This window comes from uncultured Paraglaciecola sp. (genome assembly GCF_913058035.1).
Lineage (GTDB): Bacteria > Pseudomonadota > Gammaproteobacteria > Enterobacterales > Alteromonadaceae > Paraglaciecola.
In genome coordinates, this window is sequence record NZ_CAJXPA010000021.1 from 1 (window position 1) to 17,843 (window position 17,843).

At 38.9% G+C, this 17,843-nt stretch carries 17 protein-coding genes; 2 read left to right on the forward strand and 15 right to left on the reverse strand.

Annotated features, from left to right (window positions below; translation table 11 throughout):
• Positions 1-118: 118 nt before the first annotated feature.
• Positions 119-2,398 carry an Ig-like domain-containing protein gene (locus QZ562_RS04575; RefSeq protein ID WP_293757371.1) on the reverse strand — a complete coding sequence of 760 codons (2,280 nt, stop codon included), beginning with the start codon at positions 2,396-2,398 and terminating at the stop codon, positions 119-121.
• A 162-nt stretch (positions 2,399-2,560) separates the two neighbouring features.
• On the opposite strand from QZ562_RS04575, the gene QZ562_RS04580 reads away from it, so the two are divergent.
• On the forward strand, positions 2,561-3,934 hold the full coding sequence (locus tag QZ562_RS04580) for a dicarboxylate/amino acid:cation symporter (protein ID WP_293757373.1): 1,374 nt from the start codon (positions 2,561-2,563) through the stop codon (positions 3,932-3,934).
• A gap of 290 nt (positions 3,935-4,224) precedes the next feature.
• Here the strand turns inward: QZ562_RS04580 and QZ562_RS04585 are convergent, their stop codons facing one another.
• The 12 genes from QZ562_RS04585 to QZ562_RS04640 all read right to left on the reverse strand — a co-directional run bounded on the left by QZ562_RS04585 (position 4,225) and on the right by QZ562_RS04640 (position 14,842).
• On the reverse strand, positions 4,225-4,716 hold the full coding sequence (locus QZ562_RS04585; RefSeq protein WP_293757375.1) for a YcgN family cysteine cluster protein: 492 nt from the start codon (positions 4,714-4,716) through the stop codon (positions 4,225-4,227).
• Between the two features lie 57 nt (positions 4,717-4,773).
• The gene (locus tag QZ562_RS04590; protein WP_293757377.1) at positions 4,774-4,971 is read right to left on the reverse strand and encodes a hypothetical protein; all 198 of its coding nucleotides are present in this window, start codon (positions 4,969-4,971) and stop codon (positions 4,774-4,776) included.
• A gap of 165 nt (positions 4,972-5,136) precedes the next feature.
• Complete coding sequence (locus tag QZ562_RS04595) at positions 5,137-5,802, reverse strand: fumarylacetoacetate hydrolase family protein (RefSeq protein ID WP_293757379.1); 666 nt, start codon at positions 5,800-5,802, stop codon at positions 5,137-5,139.
• 4 nt (positions 5,803-5,806) lie between these two features.
• Positions 5,807-6,781, reverse strand: coding sequence for a lytic murein transglycosylase (locus tag QZ562_RS04600; RefSeq protein WP_293757381.1), 975 nt, complete (start codon positions 6,779-6,781; stop codon positions 5,807-5,809).
• 5 nt (positions 6,782-6,786) lie between these two features.
• The gene (locus QZ562_RS04605; protein ID WP_293757443.1) at positions 6,787-7,062 is read right to left on the reverse strand and encodes a YcgL domain-containing protein; all 276 of its coding nucleotides are present in this window, start codon (positions 7,060-7,062) and stop codon (positions 6,787-6,789) included.
• On the reverse strand, positions 7,062-8,228 hold the full coding sequence (gene rnd, locus QZ562_RS04610) for a ribonuclease D (RefSeq protein ID WP_293757383.1): 1,167 nt from the start codon (positions 8,226-8,228) through the stop codon (positions 7,062-7,064). The genes QZ562_RS04605 and rnd overlap by 1 nt, the downstream gene beginning before the upstream one ends.
• A gap of 79 nt (positions 8,229-8,307) precedes the next feature.
• Positions 8,308-9,963, reverse strand: a complete 1,656-nt coding sequence (gene fadD, locus QZ562_RS04615; protein WP_293757385.1) for a long-chain-fatty-acid--CoA ligase FadD — start codon at positions 9,961-9,963, stop codon at positions 8,308-8,310.
• 158 nt (positions 9,964-10,121) lie between these two features.
• Entirely contained in the window at positions 10,122-10,961 is an 840-nt protein-coding gene (locus QZ562_RS04620; RefSeq protein WP_293757387.1) for an alpha/beta hydrolase, read from the reverse strand.
• 86 nt (positions 10,962-11,047) lie between these two features.
• Complete coding sequence (locus QZ562_RS04625) at positions 11,048-11,686, reverse strand: Slp family lipoprotein (RefSeq protein ID WP_293757389.1); 639 nt, start codon at positions 11,684-11,686, stop codon at positions 11,048-11,050.
• A gap of 113 nt (positions 11,687-11,799) precedes the next feature.
• Positions 11,800-12,102, reverse strand: a complete 303-nt coding sequence (locus QZ562_RS04630) for a hypothetical protein (RefSeq protein WP_293757391.1) — start codon at positions 12,100-12,102, stop codon at positions 11,800-11,802.
• Between the two features lie 113 nt (positions 12,103-12,215).
• The gene (tsaB, locus tag QZ562_RS04635; RefSeq protein ID WP_293757393.1) at positions 12,216-12,902 is read right to left on the reverse strand and encodes a tRNA (adenosine(37)-N6)-threonylcarbamoyltransferase complex dimerization subunit type 1 TsaB; all 687 of its coding nucleotides are present in this window, start codon (positions 12,900-12,902) and stop codon (positions 12,216-12,218) included.
• Positions 12,899-14,842, reverse strand: coding sequence for an ATP-dependent DNA helicase (locus QZ562_RS04640; RefSeq protein WP_293757395.1), 1,944 nt, complete (start codon positions 14,840-14,842; stop codon positions 12,899-12,901). Before QZ562_RS04640 ends, tsaB begins: the two co-directional genes overlap by 4 nt.
• 160 nt (positions 14,843-15,002) lie before the next feature.
• On the opposite strand from QZ562_RS04640, the gene yeiP reads away from it, so the two are divergent.
• The gene (gene yeiP, locus QZ562_RS04645) at positions 15,003-15,575 is read left to right on the forward strand and encodes an elongation factor P-like protein YeiP (protein ID WP_293757398.1); all 573 of its coding nucleotides are present in this window, start codon (positions 15,003-15,005) and stop codon (positions 15,573-15,575) included.
• A gap of 289 nt (positions 15,576-15,864) precedes the next feature.
• Here yeiP and QZ562_RS04650 read toward each other — a convergent pair whose 3' ends face one another.
• Together QZ562_RS04650 and lolD are read right to left on the reverse strand one after the other, a co-directional pair.
• Positions 15,865-17,100, reverse strand: a complete 1,236-nt coding sequence (locus QZ562_RS04650; protein WP_293757401.1) for a lipoprotein-releasing ABC transporter permease subunit — start codon at positions 17,098-17,100, stop codon at positions 15,865-15,867.
• On the reverse strand, positions 17,100-17,831 hold the full coding sequence (gene lolD, locus QZ562_RS04655; protein WP_293757403.1) for a lipoprotein-releasing ABC transporter ATP-binding protein LolD: 732 nt from the start codon (positions 17,829-17,831) through the stop codon (positions 17,100-17,102). Before lolD ends, QZ562_RS04650 begins: the two co-directional genes overlap by 1 nt.
• Between the last annotated feature and the right edge of the window lie 12 nt (positions 17,832-17,843).

The window sequence follows — 17,843 nt, forward strand, 5'->3', positions numbered from 1 at the left end:
TTATTAGCACTCGCTTCTGTTTACCCATTTCAACAGGGGTGACGGTTTACCCTACTTTGTATTTTAATATTATGCATATAAAAAAGCCCGGGAATATCGGGCTTTTTACTTATTATATTTATCGATCTGTATTAATACAGCCAACCATCACACAGTATGGACTGCTAGGTGGAGGAGATGCATCATCAACCAAGTCAGTTGCTGCAACAGGTAATGAAAATTCTTGACTCTCAGATGATTCGCTTCCGGCAGATTCTGCATTCACCGAAATATCGACATCTACCCATGCGCCGAACTGTTTCGCGTACAAAATATTAATCAAGGTTTGACCATTATCATCTGTGGTACTTGTAGAAGGAATACTTACCACGTTTCCGGGTGTTAACAGCCCGTCTTTATTAATATCTTCACCTTCATCGAAGATTCCATCATTATTTGAATCTTCACCTTCATCAAAGATACCATTATTATTAGAATCTTCACCCACATCCAGTATTCCGTTACCATTTACATCTTCATTATCGCAACTATCAGTAATAACTTGTAACCAAATATCATTGACATCGTCATAGCTCCATGTTCCTTTACGAAATTTGCCCTCATCAGAAAATTTCACTGGCGGAGCTGAAAAAGTCATGAGCGCGTTAGGTACAGGATTTGAGTCTGGGTCGGTCACAAAAACCGAGAACTCTTTTGAGTAAGAAGATTGTTCAGGCGCTTCAATTAAGCGTCCGGTTCCAATCGAAATATCGAACGCCCTATCGCCAACAGTCAAACTTGTAAAATTACTAACTGAAGGAGTATCAGCTACTGTTGCGTAAACTTTAACGGCCTCAAAACTGCTTACTGCATTGGAGGTGTAAACTGTTGAAGCTATGCCGCTTCGATTAGTTGTCGCTTGATTGGGTGATATAGTGCCACCACTGACATCATCCACTACAAAATTAATCACTTTACCTTTGACTAGGTTACCATTTGGGTCGCGTACCACTGAAGTAATCGTACTGGTTTGGCCGCTTGGGGCCACAGAGTCGGGAGTGCCATCAACAATAATGTTATCTGCCACTGTGGCGACAAACTCCACTAAAGTTCTGGCATTCACTTCATTGCCCTCTGCATCTAATCCTGTTGCAGTGATTGAAGCAAAACCAGCATTATTGGATTGAAGCGAAAATGCCACGTTACCTTCACTATCCGTGCTAGCAATAGATTCGGCCACTAGACCTCTTGATGTAGTAAGGGTTACGTTTCCATTGGCAAAAGCAGTACCATTTTTTAACCACTGTACTGTCAGCTCAGTTGCAGTATTGAGTTCAACTTCAACTGCTTCGTTATCTACCAACGCATCAACAAAAGAAAAATCGTCTTCTTGGACGGCTATGGAAAATTCGCTTTGGGAGTTAAGAGCAATTGCAACCACGGTATCCGTACCTGCCACAGCACTAGTGTAGTTTACTGTTATTTGTCCTTCAACTGAGGTAGTTGGACTGGTGTCACTTAACTGCCCATTAGTAGCACTTAGATTGATAGTTTTGTTCGCAATACCGTTACCGTCAGAGTCGACCAAACTAATAGTTAAAGGAACGGGATCATTTAAAATCGCAGATGATGAACCATTGATATTTATCTGTGTGCCCACCACTTGAACTTCTAATATTTGAGAGAAGGTAGCAGAACTAGCTATAACCTCAATAGTCCTATTTTCTTGGTTATTTTGAGTTGAAAGGGTAGCTCTAGCAATACCATCAACACCAGTTATCGCAACACTTCCTCCATTTTCAAGTTGCAGACTTGCACCAGAATCAGCGGAAAATGTTACATCTATCCCCTCAAGGAGCACGTTATTTGCATCTTTGACTAAAGCAATGAGCTCAATTTCATCTGAGCCACTCGAGGCTAATTGAGTGAAACTGCCAAACAAGTCAAGTGATGCAGGTTGTTCACCTATGAGTGTTGTGCCTGACGAATTAAAGGTAGTCGTTGCTTCTTCGCCTGAACTAAGAGCCGCTACTATTTCCCCAGCGCCAGAGTTTTCACCAACGAGTATTTGAATAATTGCGGCGCCGTTTGCATCAGTAGAGGCGGTGCCTGCATCATTGCCAAAAACAGCCAACCCTTCTGGTTGGAACCTATATGTAATCAAGGTAGAAGTAACAGGGTCGCCGTTCGAGTCTGTTGCTGTTGCAGTGAGCGTTAAAGGAGTGGATTCGCTGAGTGATGTTGATGGCTGACCATTATCATCAGTAAAAGCAAGCGAAATACTTCTGGTGATCGTGACTGTCGCACTTCCAGTCGTTCCCCCAGCACTATCATCACGAGAGAGACTCCCGCCTCCTCCACATGAAAAAAGGCTCAGTACAGCCAAAAATCCAAACAGCGTTCTAAAACGTAAAATCATAATCCTTTCCTATACACATGGGCCATATTGTAATGGCAAATTCACTTTAACAGTTCAGCTTGAACCACAATCTTGCTAACCTAGGTGAAGGTTAAAATAGATAACCCAATTCAATAGCACTAATACTCACAACTTTTAACAATAATAAAGCTTAGGATTTCCATGACTACATCAACACCCTCGCCATTACAGAAACCCGTTTCACAAAAATTCGGACTGACCGTCAGGATCTTTATCGGCATGATATCCGGAATAATTATAGGAGCTTTACTACAATGGTTGTTTGATGATAGCGGAGATTTTTCTTTTAGTGTATTCGGCTTTCAAGTTTCCACGTATGCGCTTTTAATCGACGGTATATTTAACATAGTAGGTAGTATCTTTATCGCCAGCTTAAAAATGCTGGTTGTGCCACTCGTTTTTGTTTCATTAGTATGTGGCACATCTAGTTTATCTGACCCTTCAAAGTTGGGTCGATTAGGCGGTAAATCTATATTACTTTATATCAGTACTACGGCAATAGCTATTAGCTTAGCTGTCAGTTTCGCTCTACTAGTTGCACCGGGCGAAGGATTAAATCTAACCACCGAGGCAGCGTTTGTTGCAAAAGAAGCACCTTCTCTAGGTCAGGTTATCATAAATATGATGCCAACTAATCCCATCAATGCCATGGCTGAAGGTAATATGTTACAAATTATTGTGTTTGCCGTATTCTTTGGAATTGCCATGGCGATGACAGGAGATACGGGTAAAAGACTAACCGCGGTATTTGAAGACTTTAGTACTGTTATCATGAAACTTGTAACTATCTTAATGAATCTGGCTCCTTACGGGGTATTTGTTTTGATGGCTAAGCTTTTTGCCACTATTGGTTTTGACACTATCGCCAGCCTTCTTAAATATTTTTTACTCGTTGTGTTTGTTCTACTTTTACACGCGTTTGTCTCTTATCCAATAATTTTAAAAGTTCTCAGTGGCTTGAGCCCAGTAGTCTTGATAAAGAAAATGCGTGATGCTGCTTTATTTGCGTTTAGTACCTCAAGCAGCAGCGCCACCTTGCCAATCACCATGGAAACAGCCATTAAAAAGTTAGGTGTTAAACGCTCTGTTGCTTCTTTTACCGTTCCTCTTGGCTCTACAATTAACATGGACGGCACCGCCATTATGCAAGGTGTCGCCACTGTATTTATCGCACAGGTGTACGCTGTAGATTTGAGTTTAGGTGATTATATGATGGTGATACTCACTGCTACCTTGGCTTCTATAGGCACAGCTGGAGTGCCCGGAGTGGGTCTTATAATGCTTGCTATGGTTCTACAACAAGTAAATTTACCAGTAGAGGGCATCGCGCTGATTATAGGTGTTGATAGATTGCTAGATATGACCAGAACAGCTGTAAACGTAACTGGTGACTGCATGGTAGCTTGTATTGTGGCAAAAAGTGAAAACGAATTAGACATGGATGTATTTAACGATGAAAATGCGGGTACAAAATACGAAGAAGTCGACTTCGAGCATTTAGATAAAAACAATTAAAAAATGTAGCAATTTATCAGATACATCAGAACTGAAAATTATGTTCGATGTTTCTGATTATTGCGGCGAATAAGTTATTGAGTATATAAATTATACGTTAAGTATTTATGTTTACAGCTGCACATTTTTAGCACTCAAATAATAAATGATTTTTTTGATATTAAAACTGACTATGCTGTTAGAAAAAGTCAGAATTAATATTTGCTTGTCTAATAGATGAAGCAATATGTGGCACAATTCCTATTAACCTATTGATAGTTAATAAAACTCTAGCTAGTAGTTCAAAAATCCTAATCCAAATCTTCCATCGGCCAAAGCGCTATGTAGTCTTCAAACAGCTCTAAATCAACATCATGATCAGCAACAGTCTTTCCCCTTACGGACATACCTGATTTATGCATTGCTGATTTTTTACCTTTGTTGAGTAACGGATGCCAACTGGGTAATCCCCTATCTTCGTAAAGCCTACGGTAACTGCAGCTGTGAGGCATAAAAAAGATATCTTGCAGATTATCTTTGGTAAGTTTGACACATTCCGGTACCAAGTTGGTTCGCTCAGAGTACTGTGTGCATGCGCAGGTTTTAGTATTTAATAACCCACAAGCAATGTTAGTATAATGGATTTTTTCACCTTGTTGAATATGAGCTGTAGGTGCTGCTTGAGTAACTTCTTCATCATCAATGAATTTATGCAAACAACATTTGGCACAACCATCACAAATACCTTCCCACTCTTTTTCAGTCATATTTTCAAGGGGAGTCGTTTCCCAGTATTTATTCATAACATTACCCATATTTATTATTCCTCAACGTTATTCACGCACTTTATCAAATAACAACTAAAGCATAGCTTCGCTGCGTATTTCGAAATTTTTAATCGGCAAAGATAACTTTTTAGCCATAGTTTCAATTAAATTATGAATATTGAGTCCAGGTTCGATGATCCTAGCTATTTTAATATCACTAAGCCATTTGTTCTCTTGGATGTTTATCATCAACTCTGATACTTCTTGATTGGCGCTATGATTAGAAAACATAGTTACATCAAGCTCTATATTTTCAACCTAATTTTCACCTGTCATATTAACAATATTATTTAAAATATGTTCAATATCAATGACTTCACGAGCTTCACCAAATGCCTAACAAATTAATAATTTATTCGAAAGGTCAATGATAGATTTAAAAGAAAATTTCATTATTTATATAACATCTGTTCTTACAGAAAAATGCTCATTTAAGTCGATGAATAAACGATCACCGGTGGTTAAAGCGGCTACACCTTTGGGAGTTCCTGTCATCACTATATCTCCGGGTAAAAGAGTAAATGTATTAGAAATATTTTTTAATAGTTTTACTATAGGAAACAACATGTTTCGGCTATTGCCATGTTGTCTTAATTGATTATTGACGCACAAACAAAAGTCTATATTAGATAAATTTTTAACCTGCTCTATGGCTATAAATTGTGACATAGGACAACTAGAGTCGAATGCTTTTGAACGTTCCCATGGATGGCCTTGTTTTTTGAGTGCACTCTGCACGTCCCGTAAAGTCAGATCTAACCCCAAACCTATCCCCCATATCGCAGCCCCAGCTTTTTTAATCGAAGCTCGGCAGATTCTGGTTTTAACCAATACCGCTACTTCTAACTCATGCTCACAAGAACCTAAGTTTTTAGGTATTATAATAGGACTATTAAGTGCGGATAAAGCCGTCGATGGTTTATTAAACAATAAAGGTTCAGTAGGTATTTCGTTGTCTAGTTCTTTAATATGTTGAAGGTAATTTCGTCCTACACAAACTATTTTGCCTACTGGTAAATCAATATTATTGCCATCAATATCAATATGCTTATATCTAGACAACGCCTCAGGACCCTTTTTGAATGCGGTCTGACAAGTAGCTTACAGAGACCCCAAAATAACTCGAACGATTCCACTTCATTAATGTATGAAAATTGCTGTAAACCAAATAAATTCGCCCAGTTCCACCATCAGGCGCTATAAGAGAACCTTTGATAGGTAAATCAGGTAAATCAGTGCCATCATAACGTCTAACCTGCAATGTCTGCCAATCTGCTAACAAACGCTTTGATGATAGATTAAGGCCAGCTAAACTAAAATCGAAGTTGTCAGGCACTGTAACTTGGCGCCCCCATGTTAATTGATTGCTCCAGCCTTCTGATTTTAAAAAATTGGCAATAGAGGCGAATACATCTGCTTTACTATTCCAAATATCTTTTCGACCATCGTTATCAAAATCAATCGCATAATCTAAAAATGAAGTAGGCATGAATTGGCTTTGCCCCATGGCACCAGCCCATGAACCAACGAATTCATCTAGTTCAACGTGTCCCTGATTAAGAATTTTTAAGGCGGCAAATAACTGTTTTTTAAATAAAGCTTCTCGCCTGCCCTCATAAGCCAAAGTCACCAATGAGTTGATCACTGAATGTTTGCCCATAATATTGCCAAAGTTACTTTCGTTACCCCATAGCGCCACAATAAAACGCTTTTGAACACCAAACTGTTGTTCTACTTGATCTAATAACTCTTCATGTTGCATCATTAAATCGATGGCTTTTTTAACTTTCCAATCAGGCACACGAGTGGCTAGATATTTGTCTAAAGTCAGCTTTGTCTCAGGCTGATTTTTATCAGCTGTGACTGTTTTTTCACGATAACTGACACCGCTAAACACTTGTTCAATAAAATCAGTGGTATAGCCTTTTTTAACGCTCTGTAACTTTATATCAGTTATATACTGTTCAAAAGTGGGTTTTGCATTCAAATTTTGGCTGACTAAATACAACAAAATCGAAAGACCGAGATAGATACATTTCATAGTTACTATTCTGTGTCCTGTTGTTGAAGGTGAATTTTAAGTAAATTTTCAGTAGGAGGTGGTAGTTGTAAGTAAAAACCGTTAATTTTGAGATCAGTACGCAACTTATCAATTTGTACCCTGGCCATTACACGATCTTTTTTAAGCGGCATAATCATCATAAAAACTGGTTTTCCAAATGTTTTTAACAACGCTTCGGGAACTTTAGAAAAATCATCTCTACCCGGCACATACAAATAGGTTTCTGATTTTTTACTACTTTTATAAACCGCGCACAACATCATGTGTTCCCTTCAAGTAGTTCATCTGATAAATTTAAAGCCTTAATATTGATCAATTCTTTAACAAAAAAGGCTCGGCGCCAACTGCTTAATAAATCGGGTTGTAATCCCATGTCGCGGGTCTCATCTTGAGTGAACCAGCACCACTTAAGTAATTGGTTAATTTGTTTTTTAGAACCAACTAGTTCAGGAGGTATTGCATATTTCTCTGCAATACTAAGACATAATTTTTTAACACTAGCCGCAGTATTTTTGTATTCTTCAACATCATTTAAACGTTTTATCTTTGACGGGTAAGCTTCTTCACTCACTTTTTGGCAATCAGCAACGATAGCCAATAATGCATCACCATGTATCCTAACTTCGTGGGGGTTCACTCCTTGAATGGTGCGTAGTTCATTTTTATTCGATGGTTGCAGCATAGCAATGGAGACTAAATTTTCTTCCCGCACCACAAAATTTAGTGCCATATCACGCTGCCTTGCAGTTGCAGTTCGCCATGCAGCTAATTTTTTTAATATTAACACGGCTTTATTGGATAATTTCCAGTTATTCTTAATCGTTAAGTAAACGGAATCCAATGGGATGGGTGTTTGTTTCTTGGCTGATAAGTGGGCTATTTCAGCATACACCCAAGGTAACTTATTTTGTTCTTCTACGCGTGATTTAAGCTCTGGGTAAAGTTGAAACAAATACAACACGTCTTTTGCTGCATAGTCGCACTGTTCATCACGCAAAGGTCTTGCTAACCAATCAGTTCGCGACTCACCTTTATCAACAACGACATCAAGCATAACCTCCACTAACTTGGCATAACCTAAAGCGGGCCCCATACCAACGATGCTAGCAGCAAACTGGCTATCAAATATGGGGCTAGGCATAACTTTAAAGGCATGCCAAAACGTTTCTAAATCCTCAGAACAAGAATGCAATACTTTGACCACATTAGGGTTGGTTAACAACTCAGTCAAACTTGAAAAATCATCTATGACTAAGGGATCAACCAACACCAGTTGTTTGCCATCATAAATCTGAATAAGCCCCAATTGAGGATATAATGTGCGAGTTCGAACAAACTCGGTATCTACCGCTATAGCTTCTACCTGACTGGCTTGCTGACAAAAATCTGCGAGTGCTTGATTACTGGTTATAAAGTTGTATTGCATGGATTTCCAAATTAGTTGTCACAAGACCCATAAAAAAGCCGGCTAACGCCGGCTCTATATATAAACACAAAGCGATGGGCTATTTATCTCTTAATTCTCTACGTAGTATCTTACCAACATTACTTTTAGGAAGCTCGTCTGTAAACTCAACTTTTTTCGGTACCTTATAACCAGTAAGATATTTCCGACAATGTGAAATCAAGTCTTTTTCAGACAAATCTAGATTTTTACGCACAACTACCAGTTTCACAATCTCACCAGAAACCTCATGTGGCACACCTATAGCGGCAGCTTCTAGAACGTCTTCATGCATCGCAGCTATTTCCTCGATTTCATTCGGAAACACATTAAAACCGGAAACTAAAATCATGTCTTTTTTACGGTCAACAATATAAAAGTAACCATCTTCGTCGCACGTTGCTATATCACCTGTAGCTAACCAGCCGTCTACTATCATTTCGTTGGTTGCATCTGGGCGATTAAGATAACCTTTCATTACCTGTGGCCCTTTAACCAGCATCTCACCAGCTTCTCCCATAAGCACTTCATTACCTGCATCGTCTACCAGTTTTATGTCAGTCGAAGGCACAGGCATACCGATAGAACCTTTATATGCTTTGAGTTGTGGTGGGTTAATGGTCACTGTTGGGCAACATTCGGTTAATCCATAACCTTCGAGCAACACATGTCCCGTTGCCTTTTGCCAACGTTCAGCAACAGATCGCTGCACTGCAGCGCCACCACCTAGAGCAAACTTTAATCGACTAAAATCTAAATCTGAAAAACCAGGGGTGTTGAGCAATCCATTAAATAACGTATTAACACCGGTAATAACAGTGAATGGATATTTAGCCATTTCGGCTACGAATCCAGGCATATCGCGAGGATTTGTGATCAACAAGTTAGGACAACCAAACTTGACAAACGTCAAACAATTACCTTGCAATGCAAATATATGGTAAAGAGGTAAAGCCGTAACCACTAAGTCTTTTCCAGGTTCAACTCTGCTTTCTAGAATATTTGAAGTTTGCTCTAAATTTGCTACGATATTTCTGTGGGTAAGCATTGCCCCTTTAGATAGCCCTGTAGTGCCTCCTGTGTATTGCAAGAAAGCCAGATCTTCGCCAGTTACTACAGGGCGATGATAAGTAAAACTATGGCCTTTTTTAAGCGCTTTTGAGAAGCTGATTGCATTAGGTAAGTCATAGGCGGGGATTATCTTTTTTACGTATTTGATCATCAAGTTGGTAACGATTTTTTTCAAAGGTGATAACATTTCACCAACAGATGTTAATAATACGGTTTCTATAGCGGTATTTTTAATGACCTCACTTAATGTACAAGCAAAGTTTTCAACAATAACAATGCCTTTAGCGTTTGAATCGATTAATTGATGCTGCAACTCTCTGGGTGTGTATAGCGGATTAACATTGACTACTATCATTCCCGCGCGAAGAACGCCAAAGAGTGCCACCGGATATTGAATAAGGTTAGGCATCATAATTGCCACAGCATCCCCTTTTTTAAATCCAATGTTTTGTAAATACGCGGCGAAGTCACGTGAAAGGTCATCCAACTCTGCAAAAGTTATACTTTTACCCATGTTGATGTAACTCACATTAGACGAATACTTTTCTATAGACTGTTCAAAAATGTCTACTATTGATGAGTAACGATCAGGATCGATCTCTGCAGGGACTTTTGGGTCATAATTCTTTAGCCAGATTTTTTCCACTGTGCCTCCAGGCCGTTGTGTTTTTGCTTTCACCTTGTTAAAAGTGCAAAAACCAACTATTTATTATTTTTAATAGAATACCAAACTAAAATCTATTCTACCCAAACCTTTCTCAAAGATAAATCAACAATTGATTAACAGCTAAGACCAGTTCACGTTCAGCTTAAAAATCCAACAATTTTTTCGGCAACTGGTTGAGGATTATCCATATGTAAATGATGGTATCCCTCACATTTTGCGACAGTTAAATTTTCAACCCAGTTCAGCCTATTTTGTAATATGGTTCGCATTGATTCGTATCCATGATCACCTGTTATGACCAAAGTGGGACATTGAATATTACGCATAAAAGCTTCGGCTTGTGGTTCTGTCATTCTAAGAGATGAAGAGGTACGTAGACGCCTGTCAGTTGTAAAAAATAACTGTCCATTTTCTTCACGTATATTGCGTGTTATTAATAGTCTAGCTGACTCAAATTTAATATCCCCCACCTTTGCTCTGGCTTCAATGGTTCGTTCGATACTGTTAGGGTGTTTTGCATCAGTTTGCTGGGCTTTTAGCCTACTTAAAATAGACTCTCTGAGTTGGGTTGGGCTACTTTGTGTATCTTTGGTCATAGGCCCAAAAGACTCAATTGAAATAAGCCTACTCACATATTCAGGAAAACAACTTGCATAAATAGTCGAAATAATACCCCCCATAGAATGGCCCATCAATATAAAAGATTGCCAACCTTGTGACTCGACCAGTTCATGTAAATCATAAGCAAAATCAATTAGATGGTAATGAGCTCCATGACTTCGATGGGTAGACAATCCATGACCAGTGATATCTAATGCAACAATATAGTAGTCAGTTAGGTAGTCAGCAATGGGCTGAAAACTTAAGGCGTTATCTAACCAACCATGTAATGCCAAAATCATGGGTTTACTAGGATCACCATATCCAATACCACGAAGCGTGATATTGGAAAGGGAAAATTCAAGGTCTTGCTGCACGTATTTTCCTTTTTAAGATACAAAAAAGCGGCAATATATTGCCGCCCTACCAACGATAATTAACCCTTTTTGACAAGTAATTACCGCTACCTTTCAACTCTTTTTATATTTACAGATTTCTGATAGTTTTTCGCGCCACTTGCACGTGTTGAATTAATTCTATGACTATTATTACCAGTTGAGCCTCGAATAAATACGTTTCGGCGATAATGACGCGGGTAATACCAATTATTGAACCCTGGGTTCCAGTATAGATGCGGTAATAAATATGAGCCCCTTATATTGTTGTTTACATCTTTCCACAAGTAATAAGCATCGACTGTTGCTGTTGGAAACACATATTCATGTTCACCCACTAATCCCGTTTCTAAACCATTAAGCTGTGCTGTAAACGTCATGAAGCGTCCGACTTTGTAGACCATTGGATCCATAAAACCGTCAACACTCATACGGAAACGGCCCATGCTATCATCGCCTGAAACTGGCTTGCCGTAACCATTTAATGGGTAATACACCATTTCAAAAATAGTCGAATCAGGTTTATTTTCAACTTTTGCAATGCTACCACCCCAACGCAACATCTTGCCTTTCACTTGTTCAGCCTTTGAGGCCGCATCCTCATAGGTAACTAATTGGGTGTTATCATCAAGCTGCAACTTGTCTGGAAATGTTGAACAACCAACCAAAAACAAAGCAACCAATGAAACACATATACGATTATTCATAATTATCCTCAGATAGATCAGACAGAGTATTCTCATCTGCTATTTTAAATATAGTAACTGAACAGCTACTGAATTTTGTAGTTATTTTTATATCTATCAGAACGAAGAATAGATCAAACGAAGGTGTCAACGCCTAATAATAATTGAATACCCTGACGCTGCTGCTCTTTAGCCACACTTTGATAAGCGGCTATACCTGCCTTTTCATTTAAACTATTTTTAGAAAGAGATTCAGTTTGTTGATTAAAAGAAGCGGCTTTTTCAAATGACTTGCTATCACCAGCTCGAATGATAGAGACTTCAGCATTGTGTGGTTTGTCATCTTGACTTTTTTCTGACCTGAGTTCACGAGGCTTATCCCGGGAGGATCGGGCAATATCAGATGCTTTTAATAAAGACAGTGACTCTATGTTCAACAACTTTTCCTAGTAGGCAAAAACAATATTTTCATGCCCATGACTCAAAACTCATAAGACATTTGCAGCTAAAATTATATACAAGAATTGTTCCAAGTTATCATACCTAATACCTACTCCCTTCCTGGCAATTTTTTCCAGGTTACTTTGTCACGTAAGTAAACCGGTTGGATATCATCTACTGTAACTGCTTTGCCTTGGGCGATTAAGGCCTTAGCTATAGGCAACATAAATACAGCATTAGGATACAAAACATCAGGTAACACATCAATTTTGCCCGTAACATTTAATTCTGGATATGCTAGCCATCCAGTTCCAACCCCTGTTATTACTTTGCTACTATTGAGTAATACCGAACCTTCATCTGGAGATAAAACTTTTTCTTCACCCACTAATCTCATAACACCTTGCTTAAGTTGATATTGACCAAAATATACCTCAAGCATGCGAGCGTCTATGGCTGCGCACACATGTTCACTCTGATTTTGTGCATAAGCTTGTTGAGCCATAGCTGCTAATGTTGATATGCCTATTACTTTATGGCCAGTGCCAAGAGCTAAGCCTTGCAAAACACCGGTCGCAATACGTACACCAGTAAAGCTTCCAGGTCCACGGCCAAAAGCCAAATAATCTAAGCCTTGAAGTGTTACTTTAGCTTCTTTTAGTACTTCATCAATCATTGGTAAGATACGTTGACTGTGTTGTTGGGGGCAAATTTCAAAACGTTTATAGACATGTTGATTGACTTCAAGGGCGACCGAACAGGCCTCTGTGGCAGTATCGATGATTAAAATATTCATTCTAGAGTCTCAACTTCTTTTTTATCACTGTGAATGTCATGTAAAAAATCCACTACTTTTTGTAAATCTCGGGTTCGGTGCATATCTGGTAAGCTACCCATAAATATTTTCCCGTAATCTTTAGTAACTAATCGGTTATCACAAATAACCAACACACCTTTATCAGTTTCATCACGGATCAAGCGCCCTGCCCCCTGTTTTAATGCGATAGCGGCTTGAGGAATTTGTAGTTGTGCAAATGGGTTACCACCACTTTTGCGACAGTCTTCGATCCTTGCTTGCAATAACGGGTCGTCAGGAGAGGCAAAAGGTAATTTATCAATTAATACACACGTCAAATCATCTCCTCGGACATCCACACCCTCCCAAAAAGCACCTGTACCCAGTAATACTGCATCTTTGTTTTCTATATAACTTTCCAATAATGCACGTTTAGTAGTGGATCCCTGAACCAAGATAGGGTTGTCGATTTTATCTTTCAACTGACTGGCAATGGCATTTAATGTGGCATGACTAGTAAATAACAAAAAGCAACGGCCACGACTGGCTTTGACCAATTTGATAGAAATATCTAACAACGTGGCACGCATTTCTCGAGCGTTCGGCTCTGGTAAAAATCGTGGTACGCATAACATGGCTTGATTGGGGTAATCAAAAGGACTATCTAAAGACAAAGTGGTAGCATTATCTAAACCCATTTGTCTTTGAAAATGTGTGAAACCTCCATCAACCATTAAAGTGGCAGACGTAAATACCCAACTGCGCTTTGGCTCTGCTATAAAGTCGGCGAATTTCTTTGAAATACTCAAAGGGGTCAAATGCAACACAATATGACGCATGGTGGTTTCGTACCAGAGGCTCACACCTAATTGTGTGGTATCAGTTAAACGCGCTAATTTACCCTTGGCTTCAGATACTCGCTCAAAAATGTTATCGAGGTCTTTATCTCTACCTATATGTAATTTGAGTACTTCGTATAAAATATTAAGACTGTCAGTTAGCTTATTGATCTGAGTTTGTATGTCATCCCTGGTTAACATCTGCCGCCAGTTACCCTTGGTTGTGTTTTCAGGAAATAAAGTCCGTAAGTCTGCAGCAATCATTTTACATTTTTCAGCAGCATTTTGTAACTGCTTGACGTCTTTAAGAACGGTGCGATAAACCACTTCAACATCGCGACTGATGTCCTGCATCTGCCTACTCGAAAACGTTTCTCCAAAATACTCACTGGCAATATCAGGTATTTGATGGGCTTCATCAAATACTACTAAGTCAGCTTCAGGAATAAGCTCACCAAAACCAGTATCTTTTAGGGCCATATCAGCAAAAAACAAATGGTGATTGACCACAACAACATCTGCATCAAGTGCTTTCCGACGAGCTTTAACCATATAACAGTCTTCATAATCTGGGCAATCTTTGCCCAAACAGTTATCTGCTGTAGAGGTGACAAAAGGTAACACTTTAGCGTCTTCTGCCAGTGACCTCATATCACCCATATCTCCCGTTTTAGTACTCGATGCCCACTCTCTAACCTGAGTTAGTTCGGTTAACGTTTGTCTATCAACTAACGTGCTATTTCCTCCATGTTGCCTCAACCGATGTAGACATAAATAATTAGCACGTCCCTTCAGCAAAGCAGTTTTACTGTTGGAACCAAGCGCCTTTTTTATTAGAGGTAAGTCACGGTGAAAAAGTTGCTCTTGCAGATTTTTAGTCCCTGTGGAGACAATCGTCTTTTTTTCAGATAACAGAGCTGGCGCTAAATAAGCAAAAGTTTTACCAGTGCCGGTTCCAGCTTCAACAATGAGCGGAACTTTATTTTTGATAGTATTTTCAACCGCAACAGCCATATCAGTCTGTGCTTGGCGCGGCACAAACCCGTTTATAGCCTTTGATAACTTGCCATCTGCAGCAAACAAAGATGATGTCTTGGACATAGCGCCTTAATTAATAATGAGATTGTAAAAACTTGGGACAATATTATGCCAAAAAGCATGACAACTAACGAGTAAAAGTTCTTCTCCATAATCACAACTATCCTTGCCTAATTTTTTTTTCATGCTATTTTTTGCTACAAAATATAAAAGAGTTCATTACATGCCAAAAGCCAGTGAAATTAAAAAGAATGCCGCCGTTGAACATAATGGCAAAGTGTATCTTGTTAAAGAGATCAACAAACTTACTCCGAGCGGTCGTGCAGGTGCTAGTTTATATAGAATGCGTCTATACGAAGTAGGTACAGGTGCTAAGGCAGATGAGAGTTTCAAAGCTGATGAAATGCTAAATTTGGTCGATTTCAACCGAAATAAAGTCAGTTTTTCTTACATTGACGGCGACGAATATGTATTTATGGATGATGAAGACTATTCATCATATTTTTTAAACTCAGACACAATCAGCGAAGAGGCCCATTTTATTACTGAAAATACAAAAGGAATGCAGATTTTGTTGGTTGAAGGAAAACCAGTAGGTATTGAACTTCCCGCGTCTGTAGACTTGCTGATAACACAAACTGACCCATCCATCAAAGGTGCATCAGCCAGTGCTCGAACTAAACCAGCGACTTTAGCTACTGGACTAGTTATACAAGTACCTGAGTACATTGCCAGTGGTGAAAAGGTCAAAGTAAACACATCTGAATGCAAATTTATGGGACGCGCAGACTCTTAAGCCAAAGAGCAAAAACTATCTGTCACAGAAAAAGGCAATAAAAAAGGTTTTAGACTTAATGATGAACACAATAAGCTTGGTCTAAGTACTGACTTCTTGTTTTTTGATATTCAAAGAACACCGCCAACGTGAACACTGATGTGCCTGATGCTTGCTAATGAGTCTAACAGTGCTAAACAGGCTAAGTGAATATCGAGCGTCTTTAAGTCCGACTATTTTGCCAGCTAGAGTTTAATAAAATTGAACTACTTCGATAGGAGCGCAAGTTCCGCGCCTATTGAAGTTTTAATTAATGTCCAAGGACTTTTGCGGGGTTAATTCTTGCGGCTTTTATTGCTGGATAAAGTGTTGCTAAAATACTTAATACTATAGCGATAAACGCGGTGAGATAAACTTCATTCCAGTTTAATTCTGACGGTAAAAAATTAATAAAATAAACATCACCTGATAAAAACTGTACCCCTAATATGTTTTCAATAAAAAGAGCGACTGTCGCTAAATTAGTTGCCATTAAAACACCTAATATCACACCGACAATAGTGCCAATGAGACCATTAAATGTACCTTGCAACATAAATACAGAAATGATTAGACTGTTTTTTGCACCCATACTTTTAAGCATAGCAATTTCACTTTGTTTTTCGTTTACCGCCATCACAAGGGTCGAGACTATATTGAAACATGCCACGGCAATAACTAAGCTCAGTGCGATATAGACAACAGCTCTAACCAATTGTATATCTTGATACAAGTTACCATCGTTAATAGTCCAATCAGACATATATACTTCAGGCGCCAATTCATAACCTATTTCACGTGTTAATTCCCGTGCCAAAAATGCATCACGATATCTTAAACGTATTCCCTGAGCACCATACTTAATGTTTTGTGCCTGCGCCGCTAAAGACATATGCATAAAACCAATATGGTTACTCAACTCTCCACCCATGTCTAAACTAGCGATAATATTGAGTCGCAATGTTTTGGGCGCACTAAGACTCAAATTTTCAGACAACTGCGGTAATAAAATCTGCACTTTATCACCGACGGCTAAATTTAATTTCCGCATAACACCGATGCCTAGCATGGTCGCATTTTCATCGCCTTGGAATTGTTGCCACTGCTCTTTAGTGACTAAACGTGGGATAACGCCATCAGAAGCATAAAAGGGATCTAAAGCGGTCATTTCCACCGCTTTCATTTTATTGGCTTTTTGTAACATGCCGGTAGCATTAACATATGGTTCGACAAATATTACTTCGGGGTGTTGTTTTAAAGCCTCGACCTCTAAGGGCCAATTCTCAATACCACTTGGATAAACTGATTTGAATTCCGCATGAGGAATAACAGACAACAAATTATCTTTTAATTCTTTTTCAAAGCCATTCATAACCGATAACAACAAAATCAGAACAAAACACCCTAAGCCAATACCAAATGTGGAAGATGCAGAAATAAATGAAATAAAACCATTTTGACGTTTATCTGAACGAAATCGCCATGCCAATAACCATACTAGATGCACTAAATGGTGCCCTTTATGACTTTTCTTATCGGTTTTTCTTTTACAGCTTCAGTTTGAGAATCAGTCAAGCAGCCATCCAATAAGTTTAAAGAACGGTCTAATCTGTTAGCTAGTTGTGTATCGTGAGTCACTACAACAAAGCTGGTATGCATTTGTTCGCGCAAGTCACTGAGTAACTCATAAATACTCTCACCCGTTTTTTGATCTAAATTACCTGTCGGTTCGTCTGCAAGAATTAACTTAGGTTGAGTTACCAAAGCTCTAGCAATTGCGACACGTTGACGCTCGCCCCCAGACAATTCCGCAGGCTTATGACGGTATCGATGAGATAATCCGACCTTGTCCAACATGGCCATGGCCATCTCATTGGCTTGATTAATCGGCTTTTTTGCAATTAACAACGGCATAGCCACATTTTCTAATGCACTAAATTCAGGTAATAAATGATGAAATTGGTAAACAAATCCTAATGATTGATTACGAAATTTTGCCTGTTGATTACTGCTAAAGGAAAATATATCTTGTTGCTCAAATGTTACCTGTCCAGACGTAGGCTTGTCCAGCGCACCTAATAAATGTAGCAGGGTACTTTTACCTGATCCTGAGCTACCTACAATAGCAATCTGTTCCGCTTTTTTAATCGAAAAGTTGACGTTTTTGAGCACCTTAACGCTATTCTGTCCATCACTGTATTCTTTAGTTAAATTAGTACATTTTAATAACTCGCTCATAATCGGCATATT